This window comes from Micromonospora sp. NPDC002717, from assembly GCF_040295705.1.
GTDB lineage: Bacteria > Actinomycetota > Actinomycetes > Mycobacteriales > Micromonosporaceae > Micromonospora.
On the sequence record NZ_JBEOVW010000003.1, the window covers coordinates 138,992 to 163,552 of the forward strand.

Annotated in this window: 27 protein-coding genes, 2 tRNA genes and 1 pseudogene; 11 read left to right on the forward strand and 19 right to left on the reverse strand. The window is 75.3% G+C overall.

The features are described from left to right. Positions 1-24: 24 nt before the first annotated feature. Together ABT006_RS07055 and ABT006_RS07060 are read right to left on the reverse strand one after the other, a co-directional pair. Complete coding sequence (locus ABT006_RS07055; RefSeq protein ID WP_350703774.1) at positions 25-534, reverse strand: GNAT family N-acetyltransferase; 510 nt, start codon at positions 532-534, stop codon at positions 25-27. Beyond that, the gene (locus ABT006_RS07060) at positions 531-752 is read right to left on the reverse strand and encodes a biotin/lipoyl-binding carrier protein (protein WP_176737378.1); all 222 of its coding nucleotides are present in this window, start codon (positions 750-752) and stop codon (positions 531-533) included. Before ABT006_RS07060 ends, ABT006_RS07055 begins: the two co-directional genes overlap by 4 nt. Before the next feature lie 314 nt (positions 753-1,066). Here ABT006_RS07060 and ABT006_RS35080 point away from each other — a divergent pair, with 314 nt between their 5' ends. Beyond that, a complete protein-coding gene (locus ABT006_RS35080; protein ID WP_369700219.1) occupies positions 1,067-1,141 on the forward strand; it encodes a 50S ribosomal protein bL37 in 75 nt (24 codons plus the stop codon). Between the two features lie 105 nt (positions 1,142-1,246). Here the strand turns inward: ABT006_RS35080 and rsrA are convergent, their stop codons facing one another. The 5 genes from rsrA to ABT006_RS07090 all read right to left on the reverse strand — a co-directional run bounded on the left by rsrA (position 1,247) and on the right by ABT006_RS07090 (position 4,783). Continuing rightward, on the reverse strand, positions 1,247-1,534 hold the full coding sequence (gene rsrA / locus ABT006_RS07070; protein ID WP_350703776.1) for a mycothiol system anti-sigma-R factor: 288 nt from the start codon (positions 1,532-1,534) through the stop codon (positions 1,247-1,249). Position 1,535: 1 nt separating this feature from the next. Then, entirely contained in the window at positions 1,536-2,360 is an 825-nt protein-coding gene (locus ABT006_RS07075; protein WP_350703778.1) for a sigma-70 family RNA polymerase sigma factor, read from the reverse strand. 427 nt (positions 2,361-2,787) lie between these two features. Beyond that, positions 2,788-3,402, reverse strand: a complete 615-nt coding sequence (locus tag ABT006_RS07080; protein ID WP_350703780.1) for an alpha/beta hydrolase family protein — start codon at positions 3,400-3,402, stop codon at positions 2,788-2,790. Positions 3,403-3,484: 82 nt separating this feature from the next. Then, complete coding sequence (locus ABT006_RS07085; protein WP_350683209.1) at positions 3,485-3,877, reverse strand: WhiB family transcriptional regulator; 393 nt, start codon at positions 3,875-3,877, stop codon at positions 3,485-3,487. A 195-nt stretch (positions 3,878-4,072) separates the two neighbouring features. After that, positions 4,073-4,783, reverse strand: coding sequence for an SOS response-associated peptidase (locus tag ABT006_RS07090; RefSeq protein WP_350703782.1), 711 nt, complete (start codon positions 4,781-4,783; stop codon positions 4,073-4,075). A gap of 101 nt (positions 4,784-4,884) precedes the next feature. On the opposite strand from ABT006_RS07090, the gene aroA reads away from it, so the two are divergent. From aroA to ABT006_RS07110, 4 genes and pseudogenes are all read left to right on the forward strand, one after another. Beyond that, a complete protein-coding gene (gene aroA / locus ABT006_RS07095; RefSeq protein ID WP_350703784.1) occupies positions 4,885-6,186 on the forward strand; it encodes a 3-phosphoshikimate 1-carboxyvinyltransferase in 1,302 nt (433 codons plus the stop codon). Further along, complete coding sequence (rsgA, locus tag ABT006_RS07100) at positions 6,156-7,292, forward strand: ribosome small subunit-dependent GTPase A (protein ID WP_350703786.1); 1,137 nt, start codon at positions 6,156-6,158, stop codon at positions 7,290-7,292. The genes aroA and rsgA overlap by 31 nt, the downstream gene beginning before the upstream one ends. Before the next feature lie 28 nt (positions 7,293-7,320). Next, complete coding sequence (gene hisN, locus ABT006_RS07105) at positions 7,321-8,139, forward strand: histidinol-phosphatase (protein ID WP_350703788.1); 819 nt, start codon at positions 7,321-7,323, stop codon at positions 8,137-8,139. Between the two features lie 59 nt (positions 8,140-8,198). Continuing rightward, a pseudogene (locus tag ABT006_RS07110) lies at positions 8,199-9,124 on the forward strand (hypothetical protein). On the opposite strand, the gene ABT006_RS07115 reads toward ABT006_RS07110, so the two are convergent. Then, complete coding sequence (locus ABT006_RS07115) at positions 9,079-10,278, reverse strand: glycosyltransferase (RefSeq protein ID WP_350703790.1); 1,200 nt, start codon at positions 10,276-10,278, stop codon at positions 9,079-9,081. The pseudogene ABT006_RS07110 and the gene ABT006_RS07115 overlap by 46 nt on opposite strands. 213 nt (positions 10,279-10,491) lie before the next feature. On the opposite strand from ABT006_RS07115, the gene ABT006_RS07120 reads away from it, so the two are divergent. The 3 genes from ABT006_RS07120 (at position 10,492) to ABT006_RS07130 (ending at position 12,952) form a co-directional block, all read left to right on the forward strand. Then, on the forward strand, positions 10,492-11,490 hold the full coding sequence (locus tag ABT006_RS07120) for an SDR family oxidoreductase (RefSeq protein ID WP_350703792.1): 999 nt from the start codon (positions 10,492-10,494) through the stop codon (positions 11,488-11,490). 59 nt (positions 11,491-11,549) lie between these two features. Beyond that, the gene (locus ABT006_RS07125) at positions 11,550-12,275 is read left to right on the forward strand and encodes an ATP-binding protein (protein WP_350703794.1); all 726 of its coding nucleotides are present in this window, start codon (positions 11,550-11,552) and stop codon (positions 12,273-12,275) included. 104 nt (positions 12,276-12,379) lie between these two features. After that, positions 12,380-12,952, forward strand: a complete 573-nt coding sequence (locus ABT006_RS07130; RefSeq protein WP_350703796.1) for a DUF5709 domain-containing protein — start codon at positions 12,380-12,382, stop codon at positions 12,950-12,952. 66 nt (positions 12,953-13,018) lie between these two features. Here the strand turns inward: ABT006_RS07130 and ABT006_RS07135 are convergent, their stop codons facing one another. Beyond that, positions 13,019-13,684: a response regulator gene (locus ABT006_RS07135; protein ID WP_350703797.1), complete on the reverse strand. Its 666-nt coding sequence runs from the start codon at positions 13,682-13,684 to the stop codon at positions 13,019-13,021. A 42-nt stretch (positions 13,685-13,726) separates the two neighbouring features. Next, the gene (macS, locus tag ABT006_RS07140; RefSeq protein WP_350703799.1) at positions 13,727-14,869 is read right to left on the reverse strand and encodes a MacS family sensor histidine kinase; all 1,143 of its coding nucleotides are present in this window, start codon (positions 14,867-14,869) and stop codon (positions 13,727-13,729) included. A 120-nt stretch (positions 14,870-14,989) separates the two neighbouring features. Between macS and ABT006_RS07145 the strand changes: the two genes are divergently transcribed. Continuing rightward, complete coding sequence (locus ABT006_RS07145) at positions 14,990-15,457, forward strand: ATP-binding protein (RefSeq protein ID WP_350703801.1); 468 nt, start codon at positions 14,990-14,992, stop codon at positions 15,455-15,457. A 122-nt stretch (positions 15,458-15,579) separates the two neighbouring features. On the opposite strand, the gene ABT006_RS07150 is transcribed toward ABT006_RS07145, so the two are convergent. Then, positions 15,580-16,518: a ribose-phosphate diphosphokinase gene (locus tag ABT006_RS07150; protein WP_350703803.1), complete on the reverse strand. Its 939-nt coding sequence runs from the start codon at positions 16,516-16,518 to the stop codon at positions 15,580-15,582. A gap of 91 nt (positions 16,519-16,609) precedes the next feature. Between ABT006_RS07150 and glpK the strand changes: the two genes are divergently transcribed. Beyond that, entirely contained in the window at positions 16,610-18,094 is a 1,485-nt protein-coding gene (gene glpK / locus ABT006_RS07155) for a glycerol kinase GlpK (protein ID WP_350703805.1), read from the forward strand. Positions 18,095-18,130: 36 nt separating this feature from the next. Here glpK and ABT006_RS07160 read toward each other — a convergent pair whose 3' ends face one another. Genes ABT006_RS07160 through ABT006_RS07170 form a run of 3 tightly spaced genes read right to left on the reverse strand, consistent with a single transcriptional unit; the run spans position 18,131 to position 20,668 of the window. After that, on the reverse strand, positions 18,131-19,282 hold the full coding sequence (locus tag ABT006_RS07160; protein ID WP_350703807.1) for a hypothetical protein: 1,152 nt from the start codon (positions 19,280-19,282) through the stop codon (positions 18,131-18,133). Further along, positions 19,279-19,776: a SigE family RNA polymerase sigma factor gene (locus ABT006_RS07165; protein WP_350703809.1), complete on the reverse strand. Its 498-nt coding sequence runs from the start codon at positions 19,774-19,776 to the stop codon at positions 19,279-19,281. The genes ABT006_RS07160 and ABT006_RS07165 overlap by 4 nt, the downstream gene beginning before the upstream one ends. Before the next feature lie 58 nt (positions 19,777-19,834). Further along, positions 19,835-20,668, reverse strand: coding sequence for a phosphoribosylaminoimidazolesuccinocarboxamide synthase (locus ABT006_RS07170; RefSeq protein WP_350703811.1), 834 nt, complete (start codon positions 20,666-20,668; stop codon positions 19,835-19,837). A gap of 166 nt (positions 20,669-20,834) precedes the next feature. Here ABT006_RS07170 and ABT006_RS07175 point away from each other — a divergent pair, with 166 nt between their 5' ends. Next, entirely contained in the window at positions 20,835-22,166 is a 1,332-nt protein-coding gene (locus ABT006_RS07175) for an ABC transporter substrate-binding protein (RefSeq protein WP_350703813.1), read from the forward strand. A gap of 30 nt (positions 22,167-22,196) precedes the next feature. On the opposite strand, the gene ABT006_RS07180 is transcribed toward ABT006_RS07175, so the two are convergent. The 5 genes from ABT006_RS07180 to ABT006_RS07200 all read right to left on the reverse strand — a co-directional run bounded on the left by ABT006_RS07180 (position 22,197) and on the right by ABT006_RS07200 (position 24,533). Next, entirely contained in the window at positions 22,197-22,445 is a 249-nt protein-coding gene (locus ABT006_RS07180) for a hypothetical protein (RefSeq protein WP_350703815.1), read from the reverse strand. Positions 22,446-22,618: 173 nt separating this feature from the next. Further along, positions 22,619-22,692: transfer RNA gene (locus tag ABT006_RS07185), tRNA-Met, on the reverse strand. A 230-nt stretch (positions 22,693-22,922) separates the two neighbouring features. Further along, positions 22,923-22,999: transfer RNA gene (locus ABT006_RS07190), tRNA-Met, on the reverse strand. A gap of 99 nt (positions 23,000-23,098) precedes the next feature. After that, entirely contained in the window at positions 23,099-24,034 is a 936-nt protein-coding gene (locus ABT006_RS07195; protein ID WP_350703817.1) for a superantigen-like protein SSL4, read from the reverse strand. Next, positions 24,024-24,533 carry a SigE family RNA polymerase sigma factor gene (locus tag ABT006_RS07200; protein ID WP_350703819.1) on the reverse strand — a complete coding sequence of 170 codons (510 nt, stop codon included), beginning with the start codon at positions 24,531-24,533 and terminating at the stop codon, positions 24,024-24,026. The genes ABT006_RS07195 and ABT006_RS07200 overlap by 11 nt, the downstream gene beginning before the upstream one ends. Between the last annotated feature and the right edge of the window lie 28 nt (positions 24,534-24,561).

Consider the following 24,561-nt stretch of genomic DNA (forward strand, 5'->3'; position numbering starts at 1 on the left):
TACGCCGGCCCGGCCCGGGCCGGATCAGGCGCCGGTGAGCTCCAGCCGGAGGGCGAGCAGTTCCACCCCGGCCAGGGGCGACCAGTCCAGCTCCGGCACGCGCACGAAGCCCCGGCGCCGGTAGAGCCGCTGGGCGGAGGCGGCGAAGCCGTGGCGGACGCAGATCATCACCGCCGAGCAGCCCAGCTCGGTCGCCCGGGACACGCACGCCTCGACCAGGGCCGCGCCGACGCCCCGGCCCTGCGCGGCCGGGTCCACGGCCAGCATCCGGAACTCCGCCTCCCCCGCCCCGGACAGCTCCGCGTACCGGGTGCCGGGGAGGACGAACGTCACCGATCCGAGCACCGCGCCGGTCTCCTGGTCGGCGGCGACGAGGACCTCGCCGTGCTCCGACCGGACCGCCACGTCGGCGAGCACGGCGGCGTAGCCGTGCTCGCCCTTGAGCTGGCCGTCGGCCTCGTACGCGGCGACCGTCAGCCGGGCCACCGCCGCGAAGTCGGCCGGCCCGGCCCGCCGCACCGAGAGGCCGGTCAATCGATCACCGCGATGAGGTCGCCGTCCTGCACGACGTCACCCTCGTTGACCGCGAGCTGCTTGACGACGCCGTCGGACTCGGCGACGACCGGGATCTCCATCTTCATCGACTCCAGGATCACCAGCGTGTCCCCCTCGGACACGGTGTCCCCGGCCGACGCGACGACCTTCCAGACGTTCGCCACCATCTCGGCGCGGATCTCCTCGGCCATCTCCACGGCCCCTTCTCTCGCGTGTTGCCTGCCGACGTATCCAATCATGCGGACGCCCCGCGGCGGGTGTGGAGCGGTCGCGTCCGGATGATCCACTGTCGGGTCGGGCGGGCCGCGGCGTCCCGCCCGGCCGGGGTGCGGCGACGCGGCGAGGCGGCCGGCGTGTCGCGCGGCGCGCGTACGGCCGGCCGCCCCGGCGCACCACGGCGGGTGCCGGCAGCACTAGCATCAGCGGGTCGGACCCGGCGCCGGGAGGACCGGTGCGTGCACCGGCGCCGAGGTCGTGCGCAGGCGGATCCGACCATCACGAGGAGGTCACCATGGCGAAGAAGGCCCGGAAGAAGAAGGCCCGGAAGAAGAGCGGCGCCAACCACGGCAAGCGCCCCAACTCCTGATCCGGCGGCCGGGCCCACGGCCCGGCGTCGATCAGCCAGCGAAACGCCGGTGGCCCGGGTCGTCTCCGACCCGGGCCACCGGCGTTGCTGTCGGTGCCGCCGGCCTCAGTCGGCCAGCTCCCGCGACTCGCTGTTCTCGAACACGACCAGCTCGGTCAGCCGGACCCGGAGCCGCTCCCGCAGCTGGTCGGGCGCGGTCTCGTTGCCGCAGCAGCGGGCGACCAGCGCCCTCACCTCCTGCTCGATGCCGTACTCGCGCAGGCACGGCCCGCACTCGTCGAGGTGGTAGCGGATCAGCGTGCGCCGCTCCTCGGCGCACTCCAGATCCAGGTAGAGGTAGACCTCCGCCAGCACCTCACGGCAGTCCGTCTCGTGCGGTTCCCCACAGCTCACGTCACACCTCCCGGCCGGCGGCAGCGGTTGAGCCCTTCTTCGACGACGCGGCGGTGAAGCCCCGCTCCGCGGCGTACTGCTCGAGCAGCTTGCGCAGATTACGTCGACCCCGGTGCAGCCGCGACATCACCGTGCCGATCGGCGTGCCCATGATGTCGGCGACCTCCTTGTAGGAGAAGCCCTCGACGTCGGTGAGGTAGACGGCCAGGCGGAACTCCTCCGGCAACTGCTGGAGGGCCTCCTTGACGTCGCTGTCCGGCAGCCGGTCCAGCGCCTCGGTCTCGGCCGAACGCAGCCCGCTGGAGGTGTGCGACTCGGCCTCGGCGAGCTGCCAGTCGGTGATCTCGTCAGTCGGCGCCTGGATGGGCTGGCGCTGCCGGCGGCGGTAGGAGTTGATGTAGGTGTTGGTCAGGATCCGGTAGAGCCAGGCCTTCAGGTTCGTGCCCTGCTCGAACTGGTGGAAGGCGGCGTACGCCTTCAGGTAGGTCTCCTGGACCAGGTCCTCCGCATCCGCCGGGTTGCGGGTCATCCGCAGGCCGGCAGCGTAGAGCTGATCGACGAAGGGCATCGCGTCCCGCTCGAATCGGGCCCTGCGCTCGTCCGTCTTCTCGGTGGTCAACCGCACATCCCCTCGCGTCGGATGCTTTCCCGCCGAGGATACGCGCACAGACCTGCCCACAGATTCACTTCCGGCGGGTGTGCTCGTGCTCACCGCGGCCACGCCGACCGGCGGCGCCGTCGCGGGCCAGTCCGGAGCGCCCAGCAACTGCCGCAGCTGCCGCGCTCCCCGCTCGTCCCGTTCCCGGGCCTGCGTCTCGATCGGCACCCGGTCACCCCCCTCGCCAGAAATGTCGTCCGGGGGGTGCAACGGCACGGACGGGCGGGGCATTCCGTCCCGGCCTCCCGTTCCTGGTCCCGGCCCCGGCGGGACGCCGACGCTGGGACCAGGAAGGGCCTGGGAGGACCGGCGCCGCCGCCCGAACCGGGCATCCGGCACCATCCGATGCAACGACCCGCCGCGGTCACCGGACACGGCCGGCCGGAGCGTCACCCCTCCCCCGGGGCGCGTCCTCGCCCGCCCGCGGCGCGTCGGCCGCCCACCCACCAGGCCGCGCCCAGCGGGGCCGGGACGGGGGCTCGCGCCCACGAGCGACGGGGACGGAAGTCGCGCGGGACGGGAAGGTCGCGCGGGACGGGAAGGTCGCGCGGGACGGGAAGGTCGCGCGGGACGGGAAGGTCGCGCGCGCCGGGGATCAGGGCCGCGCCCAGCCCTGGTCGCGCAGCCAGTCGCGCACCGTCGCGGCCGTACCGGTCGGATCGCCCCGCAGGTCGTGCCGCTCCCCGGGTCGGGTGACCACGCACACCGCGGGCCCGGGCTCCGGCACCCCGAACGGGTCGCGGTCGCCGTTGACCACCAGGGTCGGCAGGCCGGTCGCCAGTTCCGAGGCCCGGGACCGCTCCGGGCGGCCCGGCGGGTGCAACGGGAACGCGAGCGCAACCACACCGGCGGCGCCGACCGCCCGCGCGGTGCGGCAGGCCACCCGCGCGCCGCTGGAGCGCCCACCCACCAGCAGGGGTACGCCGGGATGCCGCTCCCGCAGCACGGCGAGCACGGCGGTCCACGCCTCGTCGAGGTGCCCGGCCGGAGCCGGGGCGCGCCGGCCGGCCACGCGGTACGGCTGGGTCACCCGTGCCACCACCAGGCCCGCGCCGGCCGCCGCGTCGCGGAGCGCGAGCAGGTCGGGGGCGTCGACGTCACCGCCCGCGCCGTGGCCGAGCGCCAGCACGGCGGTCGGCGGACCGGCCGGCAGGTCGGTGGCGACCCGGGCGGGCCCGCGCGGGGTGGGTAGCTCGTCGGTCTCGGGCACCAGCCCATTCTGGGGTGTCCGGGACACGACGCGGGGCCGGCCCGCGTGATCGCGGGCCGGCCCCGGCCGGCTCAGTCGACGGTCAGCTCAGCGGCACCAGCGTGAGCAGACGGTCCCGGACCGGCGGACCCGCCTCGTCGGCGGCGTCCGGATCCGGTTGCACCTCGTCGCGCCAGGCGACCAGCATCGCCCGCCGCTCGCGCGGGGTCGTGCCGCCCCAGACGCCGTGGCAGTCGCCCACGTCCAGCGCCCAGGCCAGGCAGGAGCCCTGCACGTCGCAACTTCGGCAGAGCGCGACAGCCGCGTCGGCCGGCTCGTTCGGCGCCGGAAAGAACGTTTCCGGGTCGACACTCTGACAGGTTCCTCTGGTCCGCCAAGCCTCGTCCTGTCGCCGCTCCCGCAACGCCCGCAGCAGTCGCGGATCTCGTCGTGCGGCGGCGACCTCGTGCGGGCGGGGCATGCGTGCCCGTGTCATCCACCCACCTCCCCCGTGGGACCGGCAAGATCGGTGAGCGTCGTCCGCCCCGTGCGAGTCGCGCCCACTACCGGCGCTGTGTTCTATCGCACTTACGGACACGGGGACAAGCCTCTACGGCAAATACGGGTAAACGAGTGGGCGACGTTTCGCCCGCAACTCTGGCAAATCACGCCCGACAATGTGCCGCCGCTGTCAGAAAAGCGTCACTTCCTCCGGCGGGGCGACCCGGGCGAGCGGCACCCTGGCGGTCAGCTCCGGCCCGTCGTTGCGCACGTTGCCCACCGCCGGTCCCACCGGACGGATCTCGAGCCGCGCCAGCCAGTCGAGCGGGGGCGGGGCGAGCAGGCCCGCCGGCTCGTCGCTGGGCGCCAGCCACGACCCCCACCGCGGCCGGGGCAGCAGCAGCGGCATGCGCTCGTGCACCTCGGCCAACTCGCCGAGCGCGGCGGTGGTCAGCACGCTGCACGTCAGCAGCGGGCCGTCGGGCCCCTCCCAGACCGACCAGATGCCGGCGAAGGCGAGCACGGAGCCGTCCAGCGGGGTCATGTAGTACGCCTGCCTGCCCCCGCCCGGCGAGCGGACCCACTCGTACCAGCCGTCGGCCGGAACGAGGCAGCGGCGGCGGGCGAACGCGCCGGCGTACGCCCGGCTGGTGGCGACCGTCTCGGCGCGGGCGTTGATCATGCGGGCGGCGCCGGCGGGCGACCGGGACCAGGCCGGCACCAGCCCCCAGCGCCCGACCGACAGCGCGCGGTGGCCCTCCGGGCTGACCCGCACCAGCGGCACCGGGTCGGTGGGCGCGACGTTGTGGTCGGGGCCGAGCTGGCCGCCGGTCTCGTCGTGGGACTCGAACAGCGCGCTCAGGTCGCCCGCGCTCCGGGTCGTCGCGTACCTCCCGCACATGCCGCACACGCTAACCCGCCGGGCGTCGCCCGGCTGTCCCGCTGGCCGGGAGCCGGGACGGTGCCGGGCGTCATCCGCGGCGGACACGGCAGAATGTAACCGTGGGGAACCTGACCGCGACCCGGCCGCCGCAGCCGTGGACCGCTCCGACCGCCTCCGACCCGGTCACGGCCACGCTGCGCCTGCCCGGCTCCAAGTCGATGACCGCCCGCGCCCTGGTGCTGAGCGCGCTGGCCAGCGGTCCCTCGACGCTGGCCGGGCCGCTGCGGGCCCGGGACACCGAGCTGATGGCGGCCGGGCTGCGCGCGCTGGGCGCGCACATGTCGATCAGCGACGACGAGCGCTGGCTGGTCCGGCCGCACCCGCTGGTCGGCCCCGCGCACGTCGACGTCGGCCTGGCCGGCACGGTGATGCGCTTCGTCCCGCCCGTGGCCGGCCTGGCCGACGGGCGGATCACCTTCGACGGCGACCCGCAGGCCCGCACCCGGCCGCTCGGCCCGCTGATCGGCGCGCTGCGTTCCCTCGGCGTACGCGTGGACGCCCCCGCCACCGGCAGCCTGCCGCTGACCGTGCTCGGCGGCGGGCGGGTGGCCGGCGGCGAGGTGGTGATCGACGCCTCGGCCTCCAGCCAGCTCGTCTCCGGGCTGCTGCTGGCCGCCCCGCGCTTCGACCGGGGCGTGGTGGTCCGGCACGTGGGTCCCCCGGTGCCCTCCGCGCCGCACCTGCGGATGACGGTGCAGATGCTCCGGGCCGCCGGCGCGGCCGTCGACGACAGCACCCCCGACGTCTGGGTCGTCGAGCCGGGCCCGCTGGCCGGGCGCGGCTGGGAGATCGAGCCGGACCTGTCGGGCGCGGTGCCGTTCTTCGCCGCGGCCCTGGTCACCGGCGGCGAGGTGACCCTCCAGGGCTGGCCGCGCAGCAGCGCGCAGCCGGTGGAGCAGCTCCGCTCGCTGCTGCACCGGATGGGCGGCGAGGTGACCCTCTCCACCGCCGGGCTGACCGTCCGGGGCACCGGCACGGTGCACGGCCTGGACGCCGACCTCTCCGACGTCAGCGAGCTGACGCCCGCGCTGACCGCGCTGGCCATGCTCGCCGACTCGCCGTCCCGGTTCACGGGCGTCGGTCACATCCGGGGCCACGAGACCGACCGGCTGACCGCGCTGGCGCGGGAGTTCGCCGCGCTCGGCGCGGACATCACGGAGTCCCCCGACGGGCTGGAGATCCGGCCCCGGCCGCTGCGCGGCGGGGTGTTCGAGACCTACCACGACCACCGGATGGCGCACGCGGCGGCGGTGGCCGGCCTGGCCGTGCCGGGCATCGAGCTGAGCGACGTGGCGTGTACCTCGAAGACCATGCCCGAGTTCCCGGCACTATGGTCGGCGATGGTGACCGGCAAGAGCTGACACGACGGGGGGCGGTCCTGGCGACCAGACGGCGGGAGTACGACGAGGACGACGTCCGGGTACGACCCGGGAAGTCGTCGCGCCCACGTACGCGCACCCGGCCCCGGCACGCGGACGCCGTCGACGGCTTCGTGATCGCCGTCGACCGGGGCCGCTACACGTGCGTGCCGCCCGACGGGGGGCCGGACGCGCCCACGGTCACCGCCATGCGGGCCCGGGAGCTGGGCCGCAAGTCGGTGGTGGTCGGCGACCGGGTCAGCCTGGTCGGGGACACCTCCGGCGCGGCCGGGGCGCTGGCCCGGATCGTCCGGATCGCCGAGCGGACGTCGGTGCTGCGGCGCACCGCGGAGGACGACGCGACCACCGCCGAGGGGCGGCTGGAGCGGGTGGTGGTGGCCAACGCCGACCAGTTGGTGATCGTCAGCGCGCTGGCCGACCCGCCGCCGCGCACCGGGTTCATCGACCGCTGCCTGGTGGCCGCGTACGACGCCGACATCGAGCCGCTGCTCTGCCTGACCAAGGCCGACCTGGCCGGCCCCGAGGGGGTGCTCGGCTACTACGCCGAACTGGAGCTGCCGTACGTGCTGATCCGGCCGGACTCCGACCTCGACGCCCTGCGCAGCCTGCTCGCCGGCCGGATCTCCGTCCTGGTGGGGCACTCCGGGGTGGGCAAGTCGACGCTGGTCAACCGGCTGGTGCCGGACGCCGCGCGGGCGGTCGGCACGGTCAGCGCGATCGGCCGGGGCCGGCACACCTCCACGAGCGCGGTGGCGCTTCGGCTGCCCCCGCTGCCCGAGGATGCAGCGCACGGCGGGGACGCCGCCGCGCCGCGACCCGGGGCCGCCGCCGGCTGGATCATCGACACCCCGGGGGTACGCAGCTTCGGGCTGGCACACGTCTCCGCCGACAGCCTGCTGCACGGCTTCCCCGACCTGGTGGAGGGCACGGTCGACTGCCCCGCCAACTGCCCGCACACCCCGGAGGCTCCCGACTGCGGGCTCGACGCCTGGGTGGCGGCCGGCAAGGCGGACCCGCGCCGGCTGGCCTCGTACCGCCGGCTGCTCGCCTCCCGGGCGGGCGAGGGCGACCCGCCCGCCGGGGCGTGAGGCCCGGGCCGTCGGTAGGTTGGGGCACGTGACCGGGTACGCCGACGACCTCGCCCTCGCCCACCTGCTCGCCGACGCCGCCGACGCCGTCTCCACGGCCCGGTTCCGGGCGCTCGACCTGCGGGTCGACGCGAAGCCCGACCTGACCCCCGTCTCCGACGCGGACACCGCCGTGGAGCGGGAGATCCGGGCGCTGCTGGCCACGCACCGGCCGGCCGACGGTCTGCTCGGCGAGGAGTACGGCGAACAGCCGGCCAGCGGCCCGGACGGCCGGCGCTGGGTGGTCGACCCGATCGACGGCACGAAGAACTTCATCCGCGGCGTGCCCGTCTGGGCCACCCTGATCGCGCTGCTGGAGGGGGACCGCCCGGTCGCCGGCCTGGTCTCCGCGCCGGCCCTCGGCCGCCGCTGGTGGGCCGCGCTCGGCGAGGGCGCGTACGCGGGGCCGGACGCCGCCGGCGGCGCGCCCATCCGGGTCTCCGGCGTCCGGGACCTGGCGGACGCGAGCTTCTGCTACTCGTCCCTGACCGGATGGGAGTCCGCCGGCCGGCTGGACGCGATGCTCCAGCTCATGCGGGACACCTGGCGCAGCCGGGCGTACGGCGACTTCTACGGCTACATGCTGCTCGCCGAGGGCGCGCTGGACGTGATGGTGGAGCCGGAGCTGTCGCTGTGGGACGTCGCCGCGCTGGTGCCGATCGTCACCGAGGCGGGTGGGACGTTCACCGACCTGGCCGGCCGGCCCGCGCCCTCGGGCGACGCCGGCACCGAGAGCAGCGCCGTGGCCAGCAACGGCCCGCTGCACGCCGACATCCTCGCCCGGCTGGGTCGGCCAGCCGAGCACTGACCTCCGGCAACCTCTATCCTCGCCAGGTGGTCTCCTCCGGGTGGTGCTTCCTCGCGGCGATGATCGTCGCGTACGGCGTCGCCAACCTGCTCCAGTCGGTCGCCGCCGCCCGCACCACCGTCCACCACACCTTCGACCCGGGGCTGCTGCTGCGGCTGGCCGGGCACCGCACCTACCTGGTCGGGCTGGCGTGTCAGGTGGCCGGGTTCGTGCTGGCCTTCCTGGCCCGGCGGGACCTGCCGCTCTTCCTCGTGCAGTCCAGCGTCGCGGCCGGGCTCGGGGTCACCGCCCTGCTCGGCGTGCTGGTCCTGAAGTGGCGGTTGCCGGCGGCCGAGGTGGCCCTGCTGGTGCTGCTCTTCGCCGGGATCTCCGCGCTGGTGCTCTCCGCCCGGCCCGCGCCGTCCAAGCCGCTCGGCACCGCCGGCATGATCACCCTGGCGGTGACGCTCGGCGTGATCGCGGTGCTCGGCTTCTTCGCCGTACGCCTGCACGGGGCGCCGGGCTCGGTGGCGCTCGGCTCGCTGGCCGGGCTGGCGTTCTCCGCCGCCGCGGTGGCCGCCCGACCGCTGGCCTCGGCCTCCACGGCGGAGGCGCTCGTCCGGGACCCGCTGCTCTACCTGCTGATCGCGCACTCGATCGTCGGCCAGCTCCTGCTCGGCCTGGCCATGCAGCGCGGCTCGACCACGGCCGCCGTGGCCGCGATGGACGCCGCCGGGGCGGTGCCCGCCGCGATCGTCGGCCTGCTGCTGCTCAACGACAAGATCTGGCCCGGCCGGGAGTGGCTCGCCGCGGCCGGGTTCCTGGTCACCCTCGCCTCGGTCATCGGCCTCACCCGGTACGCCGAACCCCAGCACCACCACGCGGTGGCCGGGGCACGGGACCGGGCCGTGGTCGGCGTCGGCCGCCCGGTCTGAGACACGGGGCCGGCGGGCCGCTCCCTCAGGCCGCCTCGACCGGCTTGCGGCGGCGCACCACCCGCTCGTAGAGCCGCTCCAGCGCGCCCGCCGTCCGCTCCCAGGTGTAACTGCACCGCACCCGGTCGACGGCGGCGTGCCCGTACGCGAACCGTCCGGCGTTGTCGGAGAGCAGCCGGCGCAGGGTCACGCCGAGGACGCGCACGTCGCCCGGCGGCACCAGCCGCCCGGTGACCTCGTCGACCACCGCGTCGGCGATCCCGCCCATGGCGTAGCCGACCACCGGCACGCCGCAGGCCATCGCCTCCAGCGACACCCGCCCCGCGGACGAGTAGTGCGGGGTGCAGGCGACCACGTCGGCCGAGCGGTACCAGGTGGCCATCTGCTCGTGCGGCACCGCGCCCACCAGCGTCACCTGGTCGCCCACCCCGTTCCGCTCGGCCAGCTCGCGCAGGCGGCGGGCCTCGGCGTGGCCGGCGAGCTGCTCGGCGGGCGGGCCGCCGGCGATCACCAGCTCGGCGTCGCCGACGAGCCGCATGGCCCGGATCAGGTCCTCCTGGCCGTGCCCGGCCGACAGTCCGACGGAGAGGATCCGGGCCCGCTGGTCGCGGGGCGCGGCCTCGCCGTCGGGGTGGAACTGCTCGGTGTCGACGCCGGCCGGCACCATCGCCACGGAGGCGCGTTGCAGCCCCATCCGGGTCAGCTCGTCGACCTCGTCGTTGCACTGGGCGACCGCGATGTCCACCGCCCGGGTCAGCGCCCGCTCCAGCGGGATCCGCTCCCCCGGGCCGTCGTACTCGCGGCCGAGGTGGCGCAGTTGCTCGACACCGAGGGAGTGGAAGGTCTGCACCACCGCGATGTCGGTCTCGCGCACCGCGTGCGCCGCGGCCAGTCCGCCGATCCAGTAGTGCCCGTGCACCACCTCCGGCTGCCAGTCGCCCGCCCACCGGTCGGCCAGCCAGGTGCCGAACTCGGCCACGTGGGGGACCAGCTCGGCGGTGGGGATCGGGGCGGCCGGGCCGACGGGCACCCGCTCCACCCGGTAGCCGTCGACCGTCGCCGTGTCCGGCAGGCCCGGGTCGTCGCGCCGTTCGTACACCCGGACGTCGTGGCCCCGCGCGGCCAGTTCGGCGGCGACCCTCGCGATGTGCTGGTGGGTGCCGACGGTCGGACCGTCGGCACGCCTGGGCGGGCCGGCGTGCGCGCAGACGAGGCCGACGCGCATGGGTCACCTCCATGCGATCTTCTCGAGCGGTGGTCCTCGGTCAGAGGGTCCCATTAACCAGACCCTCGGGAGCCGAAACCTGGCAGATCGGGAAGAGCCCGGCGGGTGCTTGCGTGACGGCAAGCGTCGCGGCCGGGTCGCGCGTCACCCACCGACGGTCATCCGACCCACAATCGGCCGCATGACCCCTGCCAGCCGGGGTACCGCCCAGGAATGCCTCTCACCCGCAGCCTCGCCGACGCCACCGTCGTGCTCACCGGCGCCTCCAGCGGGATCGGGACGGCCACGGCGTACGCCCTCGCCCGACGCGGCACCGCCGTCGTGCTGGCCGCCCGCAGCGAGCCGGCCCTCGGGCGGGTCGCGCAGCGGTGCCGGGAGCTGGGCGGGCGGGCGCTGGTCGTGCCGACCGACGTGACCGACCCGGCGGCCGTCGAGCGGCTCGCCGCCCGCGCGGTGGCCGAGTTCGGCCGGATCGACGGGTGGGTCAACAACGCCGCGGTCAGCGCGGTCGGGCTCTTCGACGAGATCCCGGTGGAGGAGTTCCGTCGGGTGCTGGAGGTGAACCTGCTCGGCGCCGCGTACGGCACCCGGGCCGCCCTGCCCCACCTCGGCGCGGCGGGCGGCGGGGTGCTGGTCAACAACGCCTCGGTGCTGGCCGAGGTGGCGATGCCCTACCAGTCGGCGTACAACGCGACGAAGCACGGCATCCGCGGCCTGGCCGACACGGTCCGCCAGGAGCTGCGGGTCACGGGGCGGGGAAACATCTCGATCTGCACGGTGCTGCCGGCCACCATCGACACCCCGTTCTTCCGGCACGCCGCCAACCACAGCGGGCGGGAACTGGTGCCGCCGCCCCCGGTCTACCCGCCGGAGGTGGTGGCGGAGACGATCGTCCGGATGCTGCGCCGGCCCCGGCGCGAGGCGTACGCCGGTGGGGCCTCCCGGCTGATCGGCCTGCAGTGGCGGGTCGCCCCGGCGCTGGCCGAACGGGCGCTCGGCTGGTACGCCCACCGCACCCAGTTCGGACCGGCCCCGCAGCTCGACAGCACCGGCAACGTCTTCCAGGCCGACGCGGCGGCGCGGCGCGACGGCGGCTGGCACGGCCGGCGCCGGCACCTGGTGCGGATGACCGCCGCCTTCGGGCTGGCGGCGGCGGGAACGGCCGTCGGGACGGTGGCGGCGATGGCCCGCCGAGCGCGGACGGGCCGCTGATGCGCCGGGCCGAGCGGAGCGGTGCGGGGCCCGCCCCGGGAGGGCACAATGGGACGATCATGCCGACCGACGTGCGCTGCCGGGTGGAGACGGACGAGTCGTCCGGGGTGGTCCGGCTGACCGGCGTCCTCGACCGGCTTGAGGTCGGCACGGTGCGCGCCGGGCTGCTCGCCCGGCTCTGCGCCCGGCCCGGCCCGGTGGTGGCCGACCTGACCGGCCTGGCGATGCCCGATCCGGCCGCCCGGGGCGTCTTCGCGGAGGTGCGCCGGGAGGTCCTCGACTGGCCCGCCGCCGACCTGCTCCTCTGCGACCCGACCACCACCGTCGACGGCGCGCCGGCCTGGCCGACCCTGGAGGGGGCGATGGCCGGGCTGGCCGCCGCGCCGATGGCCGCGGTGGTCAGCGCCGACTTCCCACCCGCCGTGGAGGCCGCCCGGCAGGCCCGGCACCTCGTCACCGAGGGCTGCCGCCGCTGGGGGCTGGACGAGCTGGCCGAGCCGGGGTGCATCGCGGTCACCGAGCTGGTCGGCAACGTGGTCGCCCACGCGCACACCGCGATGACGGTGCGGCTGGCGCCCCGGGACGACACCCTGCACCTCGCCGTGCGCGACCACTCGTCGCGGCAGCCGGCCTTCGCCGGGCCGGCGCCGGTGGACACCGTCGGCGGGCGCGGCCTGCTGCTGATCGACACCGTCGCCCGCCGCTGGGGCAGCAGCCGGGTGCCGGACGGCAAGGTCGTCTGGTGCGTCCTGTACGCCGCGGACGAGGCCGGCCTCGGCGGCTGACCGCCGCCCCGATCCTCCCCGTCCGTCCCGGAAGGCGACGCTTCCGCCCGGATGGCCACGCCCGGCACCGGTTACGCCGGGAGGGCAGTGGGTAGTGGTCAGCCATGCGCGACGACCAGTACCCGACCCCCGTGTCCGACCCCGAGGCGGAGGGCCTGCCCGACACCGCCGACGACGACTCGACCGCCAACGACGACGTCCTGACCGGGCGCGAGGCGGACGGACCGGAGCCGGCGCAGCTACCCGCCGACCGGACGCCGGTGGCGGTGGACCGGTACGGGACCACCGCCGAGGAGCAGCTCGACGGCGAGTCGCTGGACTACAAGCTCGACCGGGAGCAGCGTGAACGCCCGGCCGACGATCCGCTGGCCGGCCCCGTCGACCCGGACATCGCCGCCGAGGCCGACAGCGAGGAGGCCGCGGCGCAGGCCCAGCTCGACGCGGACGTGATCGACCCGGGGCCCACCTCCGACCCGGACTCGCCGGTCTCCCTCTACGACCACGGCAGGCTCGGCACCACCGCCGACGCCCAGGTCGGCCGGCTCGTCGAACCGGACGAGGGGGCGCACACCGACCAGGAGACCGACTCGGTCGCGTACGACGCCGGGTCGGCCGGCGGCGGGGCGAGCGCCGAGGAGTTGGCCATCCACGAGACGCGCCCGCCGCACTCGGTCTGAGGCGGCGCAGGGCTGTCGGAGCGTCCAGCGTTCACCCACCACGTCCAGTGCGCGGCCCGGCAGCCCTCAGTCGTCCAGGCCCCGCTCGATCGCGTACCGGGTCAGCTCGACCCGGTTGTGCAGTTGGAGCTTGCCCAGCGTGTTCTGCACGTGGTTCTGCACCGTGCGGTGCGACAGCCCGAGCCGGTCGGCGATCTGCTTGTAGGACATCCCCTTGGCCACCAGGCGCAGCACCTCGGTCTCCCGGTCGGTGAGCCGGGGCGCCGGGTCCCGGCCCGCCGTCGGGGCGGCCCCGGCCGGGGCGGCGGCCAGCCGGCGGTACTCGCCGAGGACCAGGCCGGCCAGGCCGGGTGTGAAGACCGGCTCCCCCGCCGCCGTCCGGCGCACGGCGTCCAGGAACTCGGCCGGGGCGGCCGACTTCACCAGGTAGCCGGTGGCGCCCGCCTTCACCGCGTCCAGCACGCTCTGCTGCTCGCCGCTGGCCGACAGCATCAGCACCCGCACCTCCGGCAGCGCGGCGCGCAGCCCGCGGATCACCTCCACCCCGGAGACGTCCGGCAGTTGCAGGTCGAGGACGACCACGTCGGGCCGGGCGGCGGCGGCCACCCGGACGGCCTGCCGGCCCTCGCCGCTGGTGGCGACGACGACGTGGCCGGCCTCGGTGAGGTCCCGGGCCACCCCTTCCCGCCACATCGGGTGGTCGTCGACCACCATCACGCGCACACCCGTCATGAGCCCATCTTCGTTCGCGACCCGCGGGGCCCGCAGACCGGCTCACTCCTCGCGGGCACCGTCGCTCCCCCTCGGGACGGTCAGTTCCACCTCGGTACCGGCACCGGGCGCGGAGGTGATCCGCACCGTGCCGCCGAGGTCGGCGAGGCGGCCCCGGATGGACCGCGCGACGCCGAGCCGCCCCTCGGCAGCGGCCTCGGCCAGGCGGCCGTCCGGAAACCCCGGCCCCTCGTCGCGGACGGAGACCGTCACCGTCGCCCCCTCGTCCTCGATCAGCACCCAGGCCCGCCCGTCCGCGTGCCGGGCGACGTTGTCCAGCGCGGCGGCGGTCGCGGCCACCAGCTCGTGGGCCACCGGCCCGGGCAGCGGCACCGGGGTGGCCGGCGCGGACAGCGAGACCGCCGCCGACGCGTACCGGCCGAGCAGCGCCCGCAGGTCCACCGGCCCGCCGTCGGTGTCGGCGCCGGCCGGCGCGGTGCCGGCGATCAGGGCGCGCAGCGCGGCCTCCTGCTCCCCCGCGAGCCGGGCCAGCTCGCCGGCCTCGCCGTCCAGGTGGGCGCCGCGCCGCTGCACCAGGGCGAGCACCTGGAGGACGCCGTCGTGGATGTCCCGGGCCAGCCGCTCCCGCTCCCGGGTCGCCGCCTCCAGCTCCACCGCCCGGTGCAGCCGCTCCTCGGCGGTCACCGCCAGCCGGGCGACGTGCCCGACGACGACCCCGGCGAGCAGCAGCAGGATCACCCCGGTGAGCGAGGACTGGCCGATGCGTTCGCGGGTGACGAGGTCCGCCGCCCCGACCGCCAGGGCGGCCACCGTGCCCCGGCGCCGCCCGCCGGAGACGGCCCAGGCGAGCACCGGGCCGGCCAGCCAGGCCACCGCCAGGGTCGGCACCCCGGCGGCGAGCGCCGCACGCCCGGCCACCCATGGGCTGACCAGCAGGATGCCGAGGACGACCGCGAGGTCCGCGGCGAGCAGCGGCCAGCCCCGCCGGGCCGGGCGGGCGTAGCCGACGGCGGTCACCCCGGTCCAGGCCGCCATCAGCAGGACCACGCCGACGGCCGCCAGGGGGTGGGCGTACCGGTCGAAGTGCCGCAGCGCCAGCACGCAGACGTACGCCAGGGAGGCCACCCGGAACACGGCGATGGCCCGCCAGAGCGGGACCTCGAATCCACTGGGCGGCGTCGGCACGGTCGTCACGATGCCACAGCCCGCGTGGCGGCCGACGGGCTGGCGGATGCACGCCGGGAAGCGCTGGCGTACGGTGGGAATTCCGCAACAAGTTCTGTGATCCGCTGTCGGGACGGGGCCATGACGAGTGCAGAATCCCCGGTACCGCGTACGGTTGTGCCCATCGAACCTTCCCTCCTGATCGCCGAGGCCTTCGACCAGGCCCAGGTGACCGAGTTGCGGCACTCGGTCACTTCCTGCGCGCACACCGCCGGGCTGGCCGGCCAGCGCCTGGACGACTTCGTGCTGGCGGTCAACGAGCTGATCACGAACGCGGTCCGGCACGGCGGGGGCCGGGGCTGGCTGCGACTGTGGCGGCAGTCGGGGCTGGTCGTCTGCGAGGTCGCCGACCACGGCGGGGGGATCAGCACGCAGCGGCTCGGCGACCGGGCCCGCCCCGCACCGGACACCGCCGGCGGGTGGGGCCTCTGGTTGGCCCGGGAGTTGAGCGACAGCATGGAGGTCGAGACCGGCGCCGCCGGCACGACCGTACGGATCAGCGCTGCCGTCGGCACCCCCGAACACATCGGCCGCCACCGCCGCGACTGACCCTCCCTCCCCCGACCCCGGCGATCTTGCACTTTCGGCCCTCGAAATGGGCGCCGTGCCCGATTCGCCGGGGCCACCAGTGCAAGATCGCGGGGAGGGCAGGGGCGGGAGCGGGCGAGGGGTCAGGAGAAGAGGGCGCTGACGGACTCGCCGTTGTGGATGCGGCGCACCGCCTCGGCGAGCGCCGGAGCCACCGAGAGGACCGCCAGCTTCGGCACCCGCTTGTCGGCCGGGATCGGCACGGTGTTGGTGCAGACGATCTCCAGCACGCCCTCCTGCTCGCTGAGCCGCTGGAGCGCGCCGCTGGAGAAGAGGCCGTGCGTGCAGGCCAGCCGGATCGAGCGAACCTTCCGCTCGCGCAGGTGCTCCATCAGCTCGATCACCGTGCTGCCCTTGGCGATCTCGTCGTCCAGCACGATGACGTCCCGGTCGGCCACGTCGCCGATCACCGCGCTGATCTTGACCCGGTCGTCGCTGAACCGCTGCTTCGCCCCGGCCGCCACCGGCGTGCCGAGCCGGCGGGCGAACGCCGCGGCCTCCTTGGCGTTGCCCAGGTCCGGCGAGACCACCACCGTGTTGCTCAGGTCGTAGCGGCTGAAGTGGGCGGCCAGCTCGCGCAGCGCGTGCAGGTGGTCGACCGGCACGCTGAAGAAGCCGTGCACCTGGGGCGAGTGCAGGGTCATCGCCAGCACCCGGTCCGCCCCCGCCGAGGTGAGCAGGTCGGCCACGAGCCGCCCGCCGATGGAGATGCGCGGCGCGTCCTTCTTGTCCGACCGGGCGTACGCGTAGTGCGGCAGCACCACGGTGATCCGGCCGGCGGAGGCGCCCCGGGCCGCGTCGATCATGAGCAGCAGCTCGACCAGGTTCTCCTGCACGGGCGGGACCAGGGGCTGGATCAGGAAGACGTCGCGCTCCCGGCAGTTGGCCTGCAACTGCACTTCCAGGCAGTCGTTGGCGAACCGGGACACCCGCACCGGGTGCAGGGGCACACCGAGGTGGGCACAGATCTCGGCGGCGAGGTCGGGATGGGCGGTACCACTGAAAACGGCGATGTCGCGCACGTCCGCACATCGTACGGACGGCGCCCGGACCGGGCCCCGATCGGGGCCGCGCCGGTCGGCGGAGCGCGGCCGGTCCGGGTACGGTGCTGCCGTGACCCCCCAGTACGTCGCCGCCATCGACCAGGGCACCACCTCCTCGCGGTGCATCGTCTTCGACCAGGCCGGGGAGATCGTCTCCGTGGCGCAGCGGGAGCACCGGCAGGTCTTCCCCCGACCCGGCTGGGTGGAGCACGACGCCGAGGAGATCTGGGACAACGTGGAGCTGGTGGTCCGGGAGGCGTTGCGGGCCGCCGGGACCGACGCCGCCGGGCTCGCCGCCGTGGGCATCACCAACCAGCGGGAGACCACCCTCGTCTGGGACCGGGCCACCGGGCGGCCGGTGGCCAACGCGATCGTCTGGCAGGACACCCGCACCGGGCCGCTGCTGCACGAGCTGGCGCAGGCGTACGGCGAGGAGTGGTTCCGCTCCCGCACCGGCCTGCCGCTTGCCACCTACTTCGCCGGGCCGAAGCTGCGCTGGCTGCTGGACCACGTCGACGGGCTGCGCGAGCGCGCCGAGGCCGGCGAGGTGCTCTTCGGCACGATGGACAGCTGGCTGGTCTGGAAGCTGACCGGCCGGCACGTGACCGACGTGACCAACGCCAGCCGCACCATGCTGATGGACCTGACCACCCTCGACTGGAGCCCGGAGCTGCTCGACGCGATGGGCGTGCCGGCCGCCGTGCTGCCGGAGATCCGCAGCTCCGCCGAGGTCTACGGGGAGGCGACCGGGGTGCTGGCCGGGGTGCCGGTGGCCAGCGCGCTCGGCGACCAGCAGGCCGCCCTGTTCGGGCAGACCTGTTTCCAGCCGGGCGAGGCGAAGTGCACCTACGGCACCGGCAGCTTCCTGCTGCTCAACACCGGCGCCAGCCCGGTCCCCTCCGCCCACGGCCTGCTCACCACGGTCGCCTACCGCATCGACGGCCAGCCCGCCGCGTACGCGCTGGAGGGGGCGATCGCGGTCACCGGCTCGCTGGTGCAGTGGCTGCGGGACAACCTCGGGCTGATCTCCACCGCCGGTGAGGTGGAGGAGCTGGCGGGCACCGTCGACGACAACGGCGGCTGCTACGTCGTACCGGCCTTCTCCGGGTTGTTCGCCCCGCACTGGCGCAGCGACGCGCGCGGGGTGATCGCCGGGCTGACCGGCTACATCACCAAGGGGCACCTGGCCCGGGCCGTGCTGGAGGCGTCGGCGTGGCAGACCCGCGAGGTGGTCGACGCGATGAACGCCGACTCCGACGTGGCGCTGCGCCGGCTCCGGGTCGACGGCGGCATGACCGCCAACGGGCTGCTGATGCAGTTCCTCGCCGACGTGCTCGACGTGCCGGTGGTCCGCTCCCGGATCACCGAGACCACCTGCCTCGGCGCCGCGTACGCGGCCGGCCTGGCGGTCGGCTTCTGGCCGGACCTGGCGACGCTGCGCGCCAAGTGGCGCTCCGACGCGCAGTGGGAGCCGACCATGGATGCGGCCCACCGCGAGCGCGAGCTGCGCAACTGGCGCAAGGCCGTCGAGCGCACCCTCGACTGGGTCGACTGACGACACGGACCGGGCTCGTCTCGGCGCGCCGCCCGGTCACCTCGGCAGGTCGTGGGAGAGGGAGTAGCCCGTCTTCACCGGCCGCATGACGCTCGCGAGCAGCGACATGGTCAGTTGGGCCCGGCTCGCCCCGTTGTCCAGCCCCCGCGTGCAGCCGTTCCAGTTGACCCGTACCCGCACCTCGTCGCCCTGGTGCCGCACCAGGAGCAGGGCCTCGTAACCGACCGGGTCCGGCGGGGCACAGGCCAGACCGGGGGGCGCGGGGTTTCCCCCGGGACGGGCGGCGTTCAGCGCGGCGGCGAGCGCTGTTGCCTCGGCACCGGTGAGCCGGGCCGACGCATCGAGCCGGCCGCGGCGCTCCCGGTACGGGTCCAGCGATCCGTAGGAGCAGATGGAGATCGAGGACGGATCGCCCGGCACGAAGGGTGTGCGCTTCCGATCCTCCGTGGTCTGCGCCGTCGGCCGGCCCGGCGACTCCTGCCCGGGCAGCGGCGCGGGGGCGACCGGCAGGAGACGGGTGGAGCAACCGGCGTGGTCGGTCTCCACCAGTCGGAAGCTGTCGAGGATCCGCCGGGTGGTGGCCTCGTCCCGGGTCCGCACGGTCACCGCGACCTGCTGCCCGGGCACGGTCACGGTGCCAGCGAACCGCCCGTCGGGCAGCCGCCCCTCCGCGCGCACGGCGAGCACCCCACCCACGTCGACCGCCCGCTGGACGAACCCGGCACCGCCGGGCTGACTCGGTTCCATCGGCCACTGGTCGATGACGGCGATCTCCTTGTCCACCGGCTCCGGAGTCGCACAAGCGCGCTCCAGGTGTTTGGCCCGCACCACGCTCGGCGCGTCGGTCATCCCGCAGCCGGAGTCGTTGACCGTCCAGTGCGCCGGCACCCGGATCTCCGCGCCGAGGGAGCTCTCCCAGCGCCAGTCGGCGGTCGCCGCCCGGTCCTGCGCCGCCGTGTCGACCGCCGGGGGCCGGGCCGGGCGGTCGCCGGTCAGCGCCGGAACCACCCCCACGGTGACGAGCACCGCCACGGCCGCCGCCCCGGTCCCCGCCACCCGGGCCCGGCGACGTCGCCGGGCCACCCGCGCCCGTACCGCCCCGGCCAGGTCCCCGCCGCCCTCCTCGGCCTCGGCCTCGTGGCTGAGGAAGGTGTCCCGGAGCAGCGTCTCGACGTCGTACCGGCTCATGGCAGCGCCTCCCGATCGATCGTGGGCACCGTGGCCCGGAGCGTGGCGAGGGCCCGGGCAGCCTGCGACCGCACGGTGGCCGGGGCGCAGCCGAGGACCTCGGCGATCTGGGTGTCGGAGAGGTCCTCGTAGTAGCGCAGCACCAGCACCGCCCGCTGGCGGCGCGGCAGCCGGCGCAGCAGCGCCCAGGCGGCGTCGCGCGCCGCGTGGCTGCCGGCGTCGTCCGGGCCGGCCGCCCCGTCAGCGGGGGCGGCGACCGGCAACTCGCGCGAGGAGAGCCGCCGCCACCAGCGCAGGTTCTCGTTGACCAGGACCTGCTTGAGGTACGCCTCGGGCCGGCTCATCCCGGCCACCCGCGCCCACCGCACGTACGCCTTGGCCAGCACCGACTGCACCAGGTCCTCGGCCTGGTGCCGGTCCCCGGTGAGCATCAGCGCGAACCGCAGCAGGGCTCCCCCGCGGGCGGTCACGAACTCCTCGAACGTCGGCTGCATGGCACCTCCGCCCCAGGAAAGTCCGTGGGGTGGCCGAGGTGCTGCACCGGTCGGGAAATCAGCCCCAGCGGTTGCCGGTGAGCTTCTCGTAGACGTCGACGTAGCGGGCCCGGGTCGCCTCGACCACCTCGGCCGGCACCTCGGGCGCCGGGGCCTGCTTGTCCCAGCCGCTCTCCACGGCCCAGTCCCGGACGTACTGCTTGTCGTAGGAGAACTGCGCCCGGCCCGGCTGGTACGACTCGGCCGGCCAGAACCGGGACGAGTCGGAGGTGAGCAGCTCGTCGCCGATTGTCAGGGTGCCGTCCGGCGCCCAGCCCAGCTCGATCTTGGTGTCGGCGACCAGGATGCCCCGGTCGGCGGCCAGCTCGGCGCCCCGGCGGTAGAGGTCGATGGTGATCCGGCGCAGCCGCTCGGCGGTCTCGGCGCCGACCTTGTCCACCACCTCGGCGAAGGTGATCGGCTCGTCGTGCTCCCCCACCGGCGCCTTGGTCGACGGGGTGAAGATCGGCTCGGGCAGGATGGACGCCTCGACCAGGCCGCGCGGCAGCTCCACGCCGGAGACGGCACCGGTGCGCTGGTACTCCTTGAGGCCGCCGCCGGTCAGGTAGCCCCGGGCGACGCACTCCACGGGCACCATCTCCAGCCGCCGGCAGCGGATCGCCCGGCCGGCGAACTCGGCCGGCACGTCGGTGGCGGAGATGACGTGGTTCGGCACCAGGTCGGAGAGCTGCTCGAACCACCACAGGGACAGCGCGGTGAGCAACTTGCCCTTGTCGGGGATCGGCGTCGGCAGCACCACGTCGTAGATCGAGATGCGGTCGGAGGCGACCAGGATCAGGTCGTCGCCGTCGGCGTAGACGTCCCGTACCTTGCCCGAGTGCAGAAGTTCCACGCGGCCTAGTACACCACGCGACCTGCGTACGGCCTCCGGCGGTGGCGGACGGCATCGATGCCGACGACAGCGGGTGCGGCGGTGTGGCCGGACGGACGTTGACACCCTCCCGCACCGCCTGCGTGAATGATCCGGCCGCCCCGCCCATCCGGTCCCAGGAGACTCCGTGCCCGCTGTCCGCTCCCCGCTGCCCCGTCACGGGGCGGACCCGGGCCGGCGGCGGGTGCTCGCCGCGCTGCTGGGGGCGCCGGTGCTCGCCACCGGCGGGCTCACCGGGTGCAGCGAGGAGCAGGCGGCCCCGACGGAGAGCGGCCCGGTCGAGCTGTCGGTCTTCTGGTACGGCGGACCGAAGCGGGCCGCGCTCACCGAGCGGGTGCTGCGGCTCTACACGGACCGCAACCCCCACGTCGGCTTCCGGATCACCTGGCAGGGCGTCGACGGCTACTACGACCGGCTGGCCACCCAGGCCGCGGGCGGCAACGTGCCCGACCTGATCCAGGTCGACGACAGCATGCTCGCCGAGTACGCCCGCCGCGAGATCGTCCTGGACCTCACCGGGTACGTCGCCGACCACCGGCTGGACCTGCGGAGCCTGCCGCCGGGCCTGGTCCGTTACGGGCAGGTCGACGGGCGGACGGTGGGCGTCGCGGCGGGGCAGACCGCAGCCGCGCTGGTCCACAACCGCACGCTGCTGCGCCGGCTGGGCGTGCCCGAGCCGGGCGACGGGATGACCTGGCCGGAGTACGTCGCCTGGGCGCGGCGGGTCACCCTGGCCAGCGAGGGCCGGGTGGCCGGCACGATGGACGCCTCCGGCGACTATCGCGCCTTCTGGCACTGGCTGCGCGGCCAGGGCGGTGAGTTCTACCGGGGCCGGCAGCTCGGCTTCGACGCCGACGCGCTGGTCGAGTGGTTCGAGCTGTGGCGGCGCGCCCGGTCCGACCGGGCCACCCCAAGTGCCGCCCTGGTCGAGCAGGCCGACAGCGGCGAACCGGCCCGGCAGCTGGTGGTCACCGGCGCCGCGGCCGCCTCCTTCGCCTGGTCGCACCAGCTTCCGGAGCTCCAGCGGCTCACCGGCGCCGAGCTCGGCCTGGCCGCCCTGCCCGGCCCGCCGGAGGCGCAGTGGGCGCGGGCGTCGATGTTCTGGGCGGGCTTCCGCGGCACGCGGCAGCCCGCCGTGGTGGCGGACGTGATCAACTTCCTGACCGGCAACGGCGAGGTGGGCACGGTGCTCGGTCACGAACGGGGGCTCAGCCCCAGCCTCGCCGTCCGCCGCTACGTGGAGGGCAGCATCACCGACCCGGCGCAGAAGCGCGCGGCGGCGTTCGGCACCGCGCTGGACGACCGGTTGGGACCGGCGCCCAGCCCGCCACCGCAGGGCCATCCCCGGGTGCGCGCGCTGCTGCTGGAGGCCGCCGAGAGCATCCGCAGCGGGGCGGCCGGCAGCCGGGCGGCGACGTCGCGCTTCATGGCCAGGGCGGAAGCCGCCCTGGCCGGATAGCGGCCGTCCGGCAGGCGCCGACCCGCCGGCTCAGCGCGGCGGGCCGCCGCGCCGGTTGCGCATCATCCGCAGCACCAGGAAGACGATCACGGCGACCACGACGAGGCAGCAGAGCAGGCTGAGGAAGCCGAAGCCGCCACTGCGGCGTCGCCGCGCGGCCTCCACCACCAGCTCACCCGTGCCGGTGGACGCCCAGGCCGCGACGGGCACGAACACCGACAGCACGACGGCACCGAGGACCGCGCTGAGCCGGCCCCACCACTTACCGAAGGAAGACATGCTGACATCCTCGCCGACAACCGCAACCCTGGCACGCCGGTCGCGGGCAACCCGCCGGCAGGATCCGGACCGGCGCGGTCGGGCCCGGAGACGCCGAAAGACCCCCGAGATGCCGAAAGACCCCGGAAACGCCGGAAGACCCCGGAGATAATCTCCGGGGTCTTCCGCGAGAGTAGCGGGGACAGGATTTGAACCTGCGACCTCTGGGTTATGAGCCCAGCGAGCTACCGAGCTGCTCCACCCCGCGTCGGCTCGTTAACTCTATCGCATCCCTCGCCCCGATGATCAGCGGGCCCCCGATCCCGCCCGGATTCCCCTCCCGGCCGCGTCACCGAGGCAGCCGCGGACGCGTGACCCGGGGCCCAAGACTGGCGGGGACTCCGGGTCGCGTCCGTCGCCGGCGGCACGGCCCAGAGCCCGGTTCCTGCCCGAAAACGCGGAACGGCCCCGAGGATCTCCCTCGGGGCCGTTCCGACGTGGTAGCGGGGACAGGATTTGAACCTGCGACCTCTGGGTTATGAGCCCAGCGAGCTACCGAGCTGCTCCACCCCGCGTCGGCTCGTACACCGTATCTCACCACCCCCGGCCACCGCAAAACGACCCCCGAGCGGGGCGGTCCGGGCCGCGCGCCGCCGCCCGGACCGCCGTACGGCTCAACCCAGCCAGTCCTCGATCGCGTCGACCGCCCGCCGGCTGTCGGCGTCGACCTGGGACCGCTCGGCGGAGGTGCCCTCCCAGCCCTGCTCCCAGAGCACGGTCACCACGTCCCCTACCCGGATCGCCCGGATCAGCCGGACCTCCTCGCCGCCCGTCGGCTCGCCCTCGACGTCCCGACCCGGCGTCCGGATCTCGAACAGCACCGAGTCGTCGCCGAATCCGCCGTCGGCCAGCAGCCGCACCCGGGACGTCGACGGGTTGCCGCCGCTCACGCCCGGCTGCTCGGGGCAGGCTCGCACCGCCGCCCGCAGCTCGCGCAGGAAGTCGTCGGCCCGGCCCGGACGGTAGACGGTGACGCTGTGCGCGTAGCTGCCGTCGGGGACGTACCCCTGCGGGGTCTGGGGCAGCTTGTAGGCGAGGTTCCGGGTGCGGCGCTGCACGATCCCGGCGTCGCTGCCGTACCGGGCGTCGCAGAGCCCCGGCAGCGCCGCGGTGTCGCGGAAGACCGGGTCGATGCCCGTCCGGTTCGCGGCCGCCTGGACGAAGAAGGCCCGGTCCGGGACCGAGGTGGGCGTACGCGGCGGCGCGGCGCCGGTGCTCCCCGGCGTCGTCGCGGGCGTGCCCCGCGTCGGGGGCGTGCCCGTCACCGACGGCGCGCCGGTCGGCGTGCCCGTCGCCGCCGACGACGGAGTGGGCGCCGGCGGTGCCGGGGTGCCGGCGGGCGGCGGGAGGGGGGTGGCGTCCCCGGCCAGCACCAGCCGGGTGCCGGTCGCCAGCCCACCGACCAGCAGTGCCGTCGCGAGCGCGGCACCGGTGATCCGGACCCGGGCCCGCCGGTCCGCGCGCCGTCGCACCTGCTGAGGGGCGGCCAGGGTGCGGCCGTCGGCGTCCTCGGCGAGCGACCGGTAGAGATCGGACAGTTCACGCGACATCGTTCGCCTCCAGATCCTCGACGGACAGGTCGGGCAGCAGCGTGGCCAGCCGGGCCCGCCCCCGCGCCAACCAGGACTTCACGGTGCCGGTGGGCACCTGCGTCTCCCGGGCGATGTCCTGCACCGACATGTCGAAGAGGTAGTGCAGGGCGAGCGCCTGCCGCTGGGCGGCCGGCAGTTGGCGCAGCGCGCCCACCAGCAGCACGCCCTCCTCGCCCGGCGGCGGCACCTGCTCCGGCGGCCCCGTACGGCTCAGCATCGCGCGCCAGCCGCGCAGCCGGCGCCACCGGTCGGTGGCCAGCCGCGCGACCACGAGCCGCAGCCAGGCCTCCGGCGCCGGGTGGGTGGTCAGCCGGCCCCACTGCCGCCAGGCCCGGGCGTACGCCTCCTGCACGAGGTCCTGCGCCTCGGTGTGGTCGCCCACCACCGCGTAGCCGTAGCGGAGCATCCGCCGCGAGGTGCTCCGGTAGAACTCGTCGAAGCTTGTTGCGTCCCTCATCTCCCGACCACGCTCCCCCGGCCGTTCC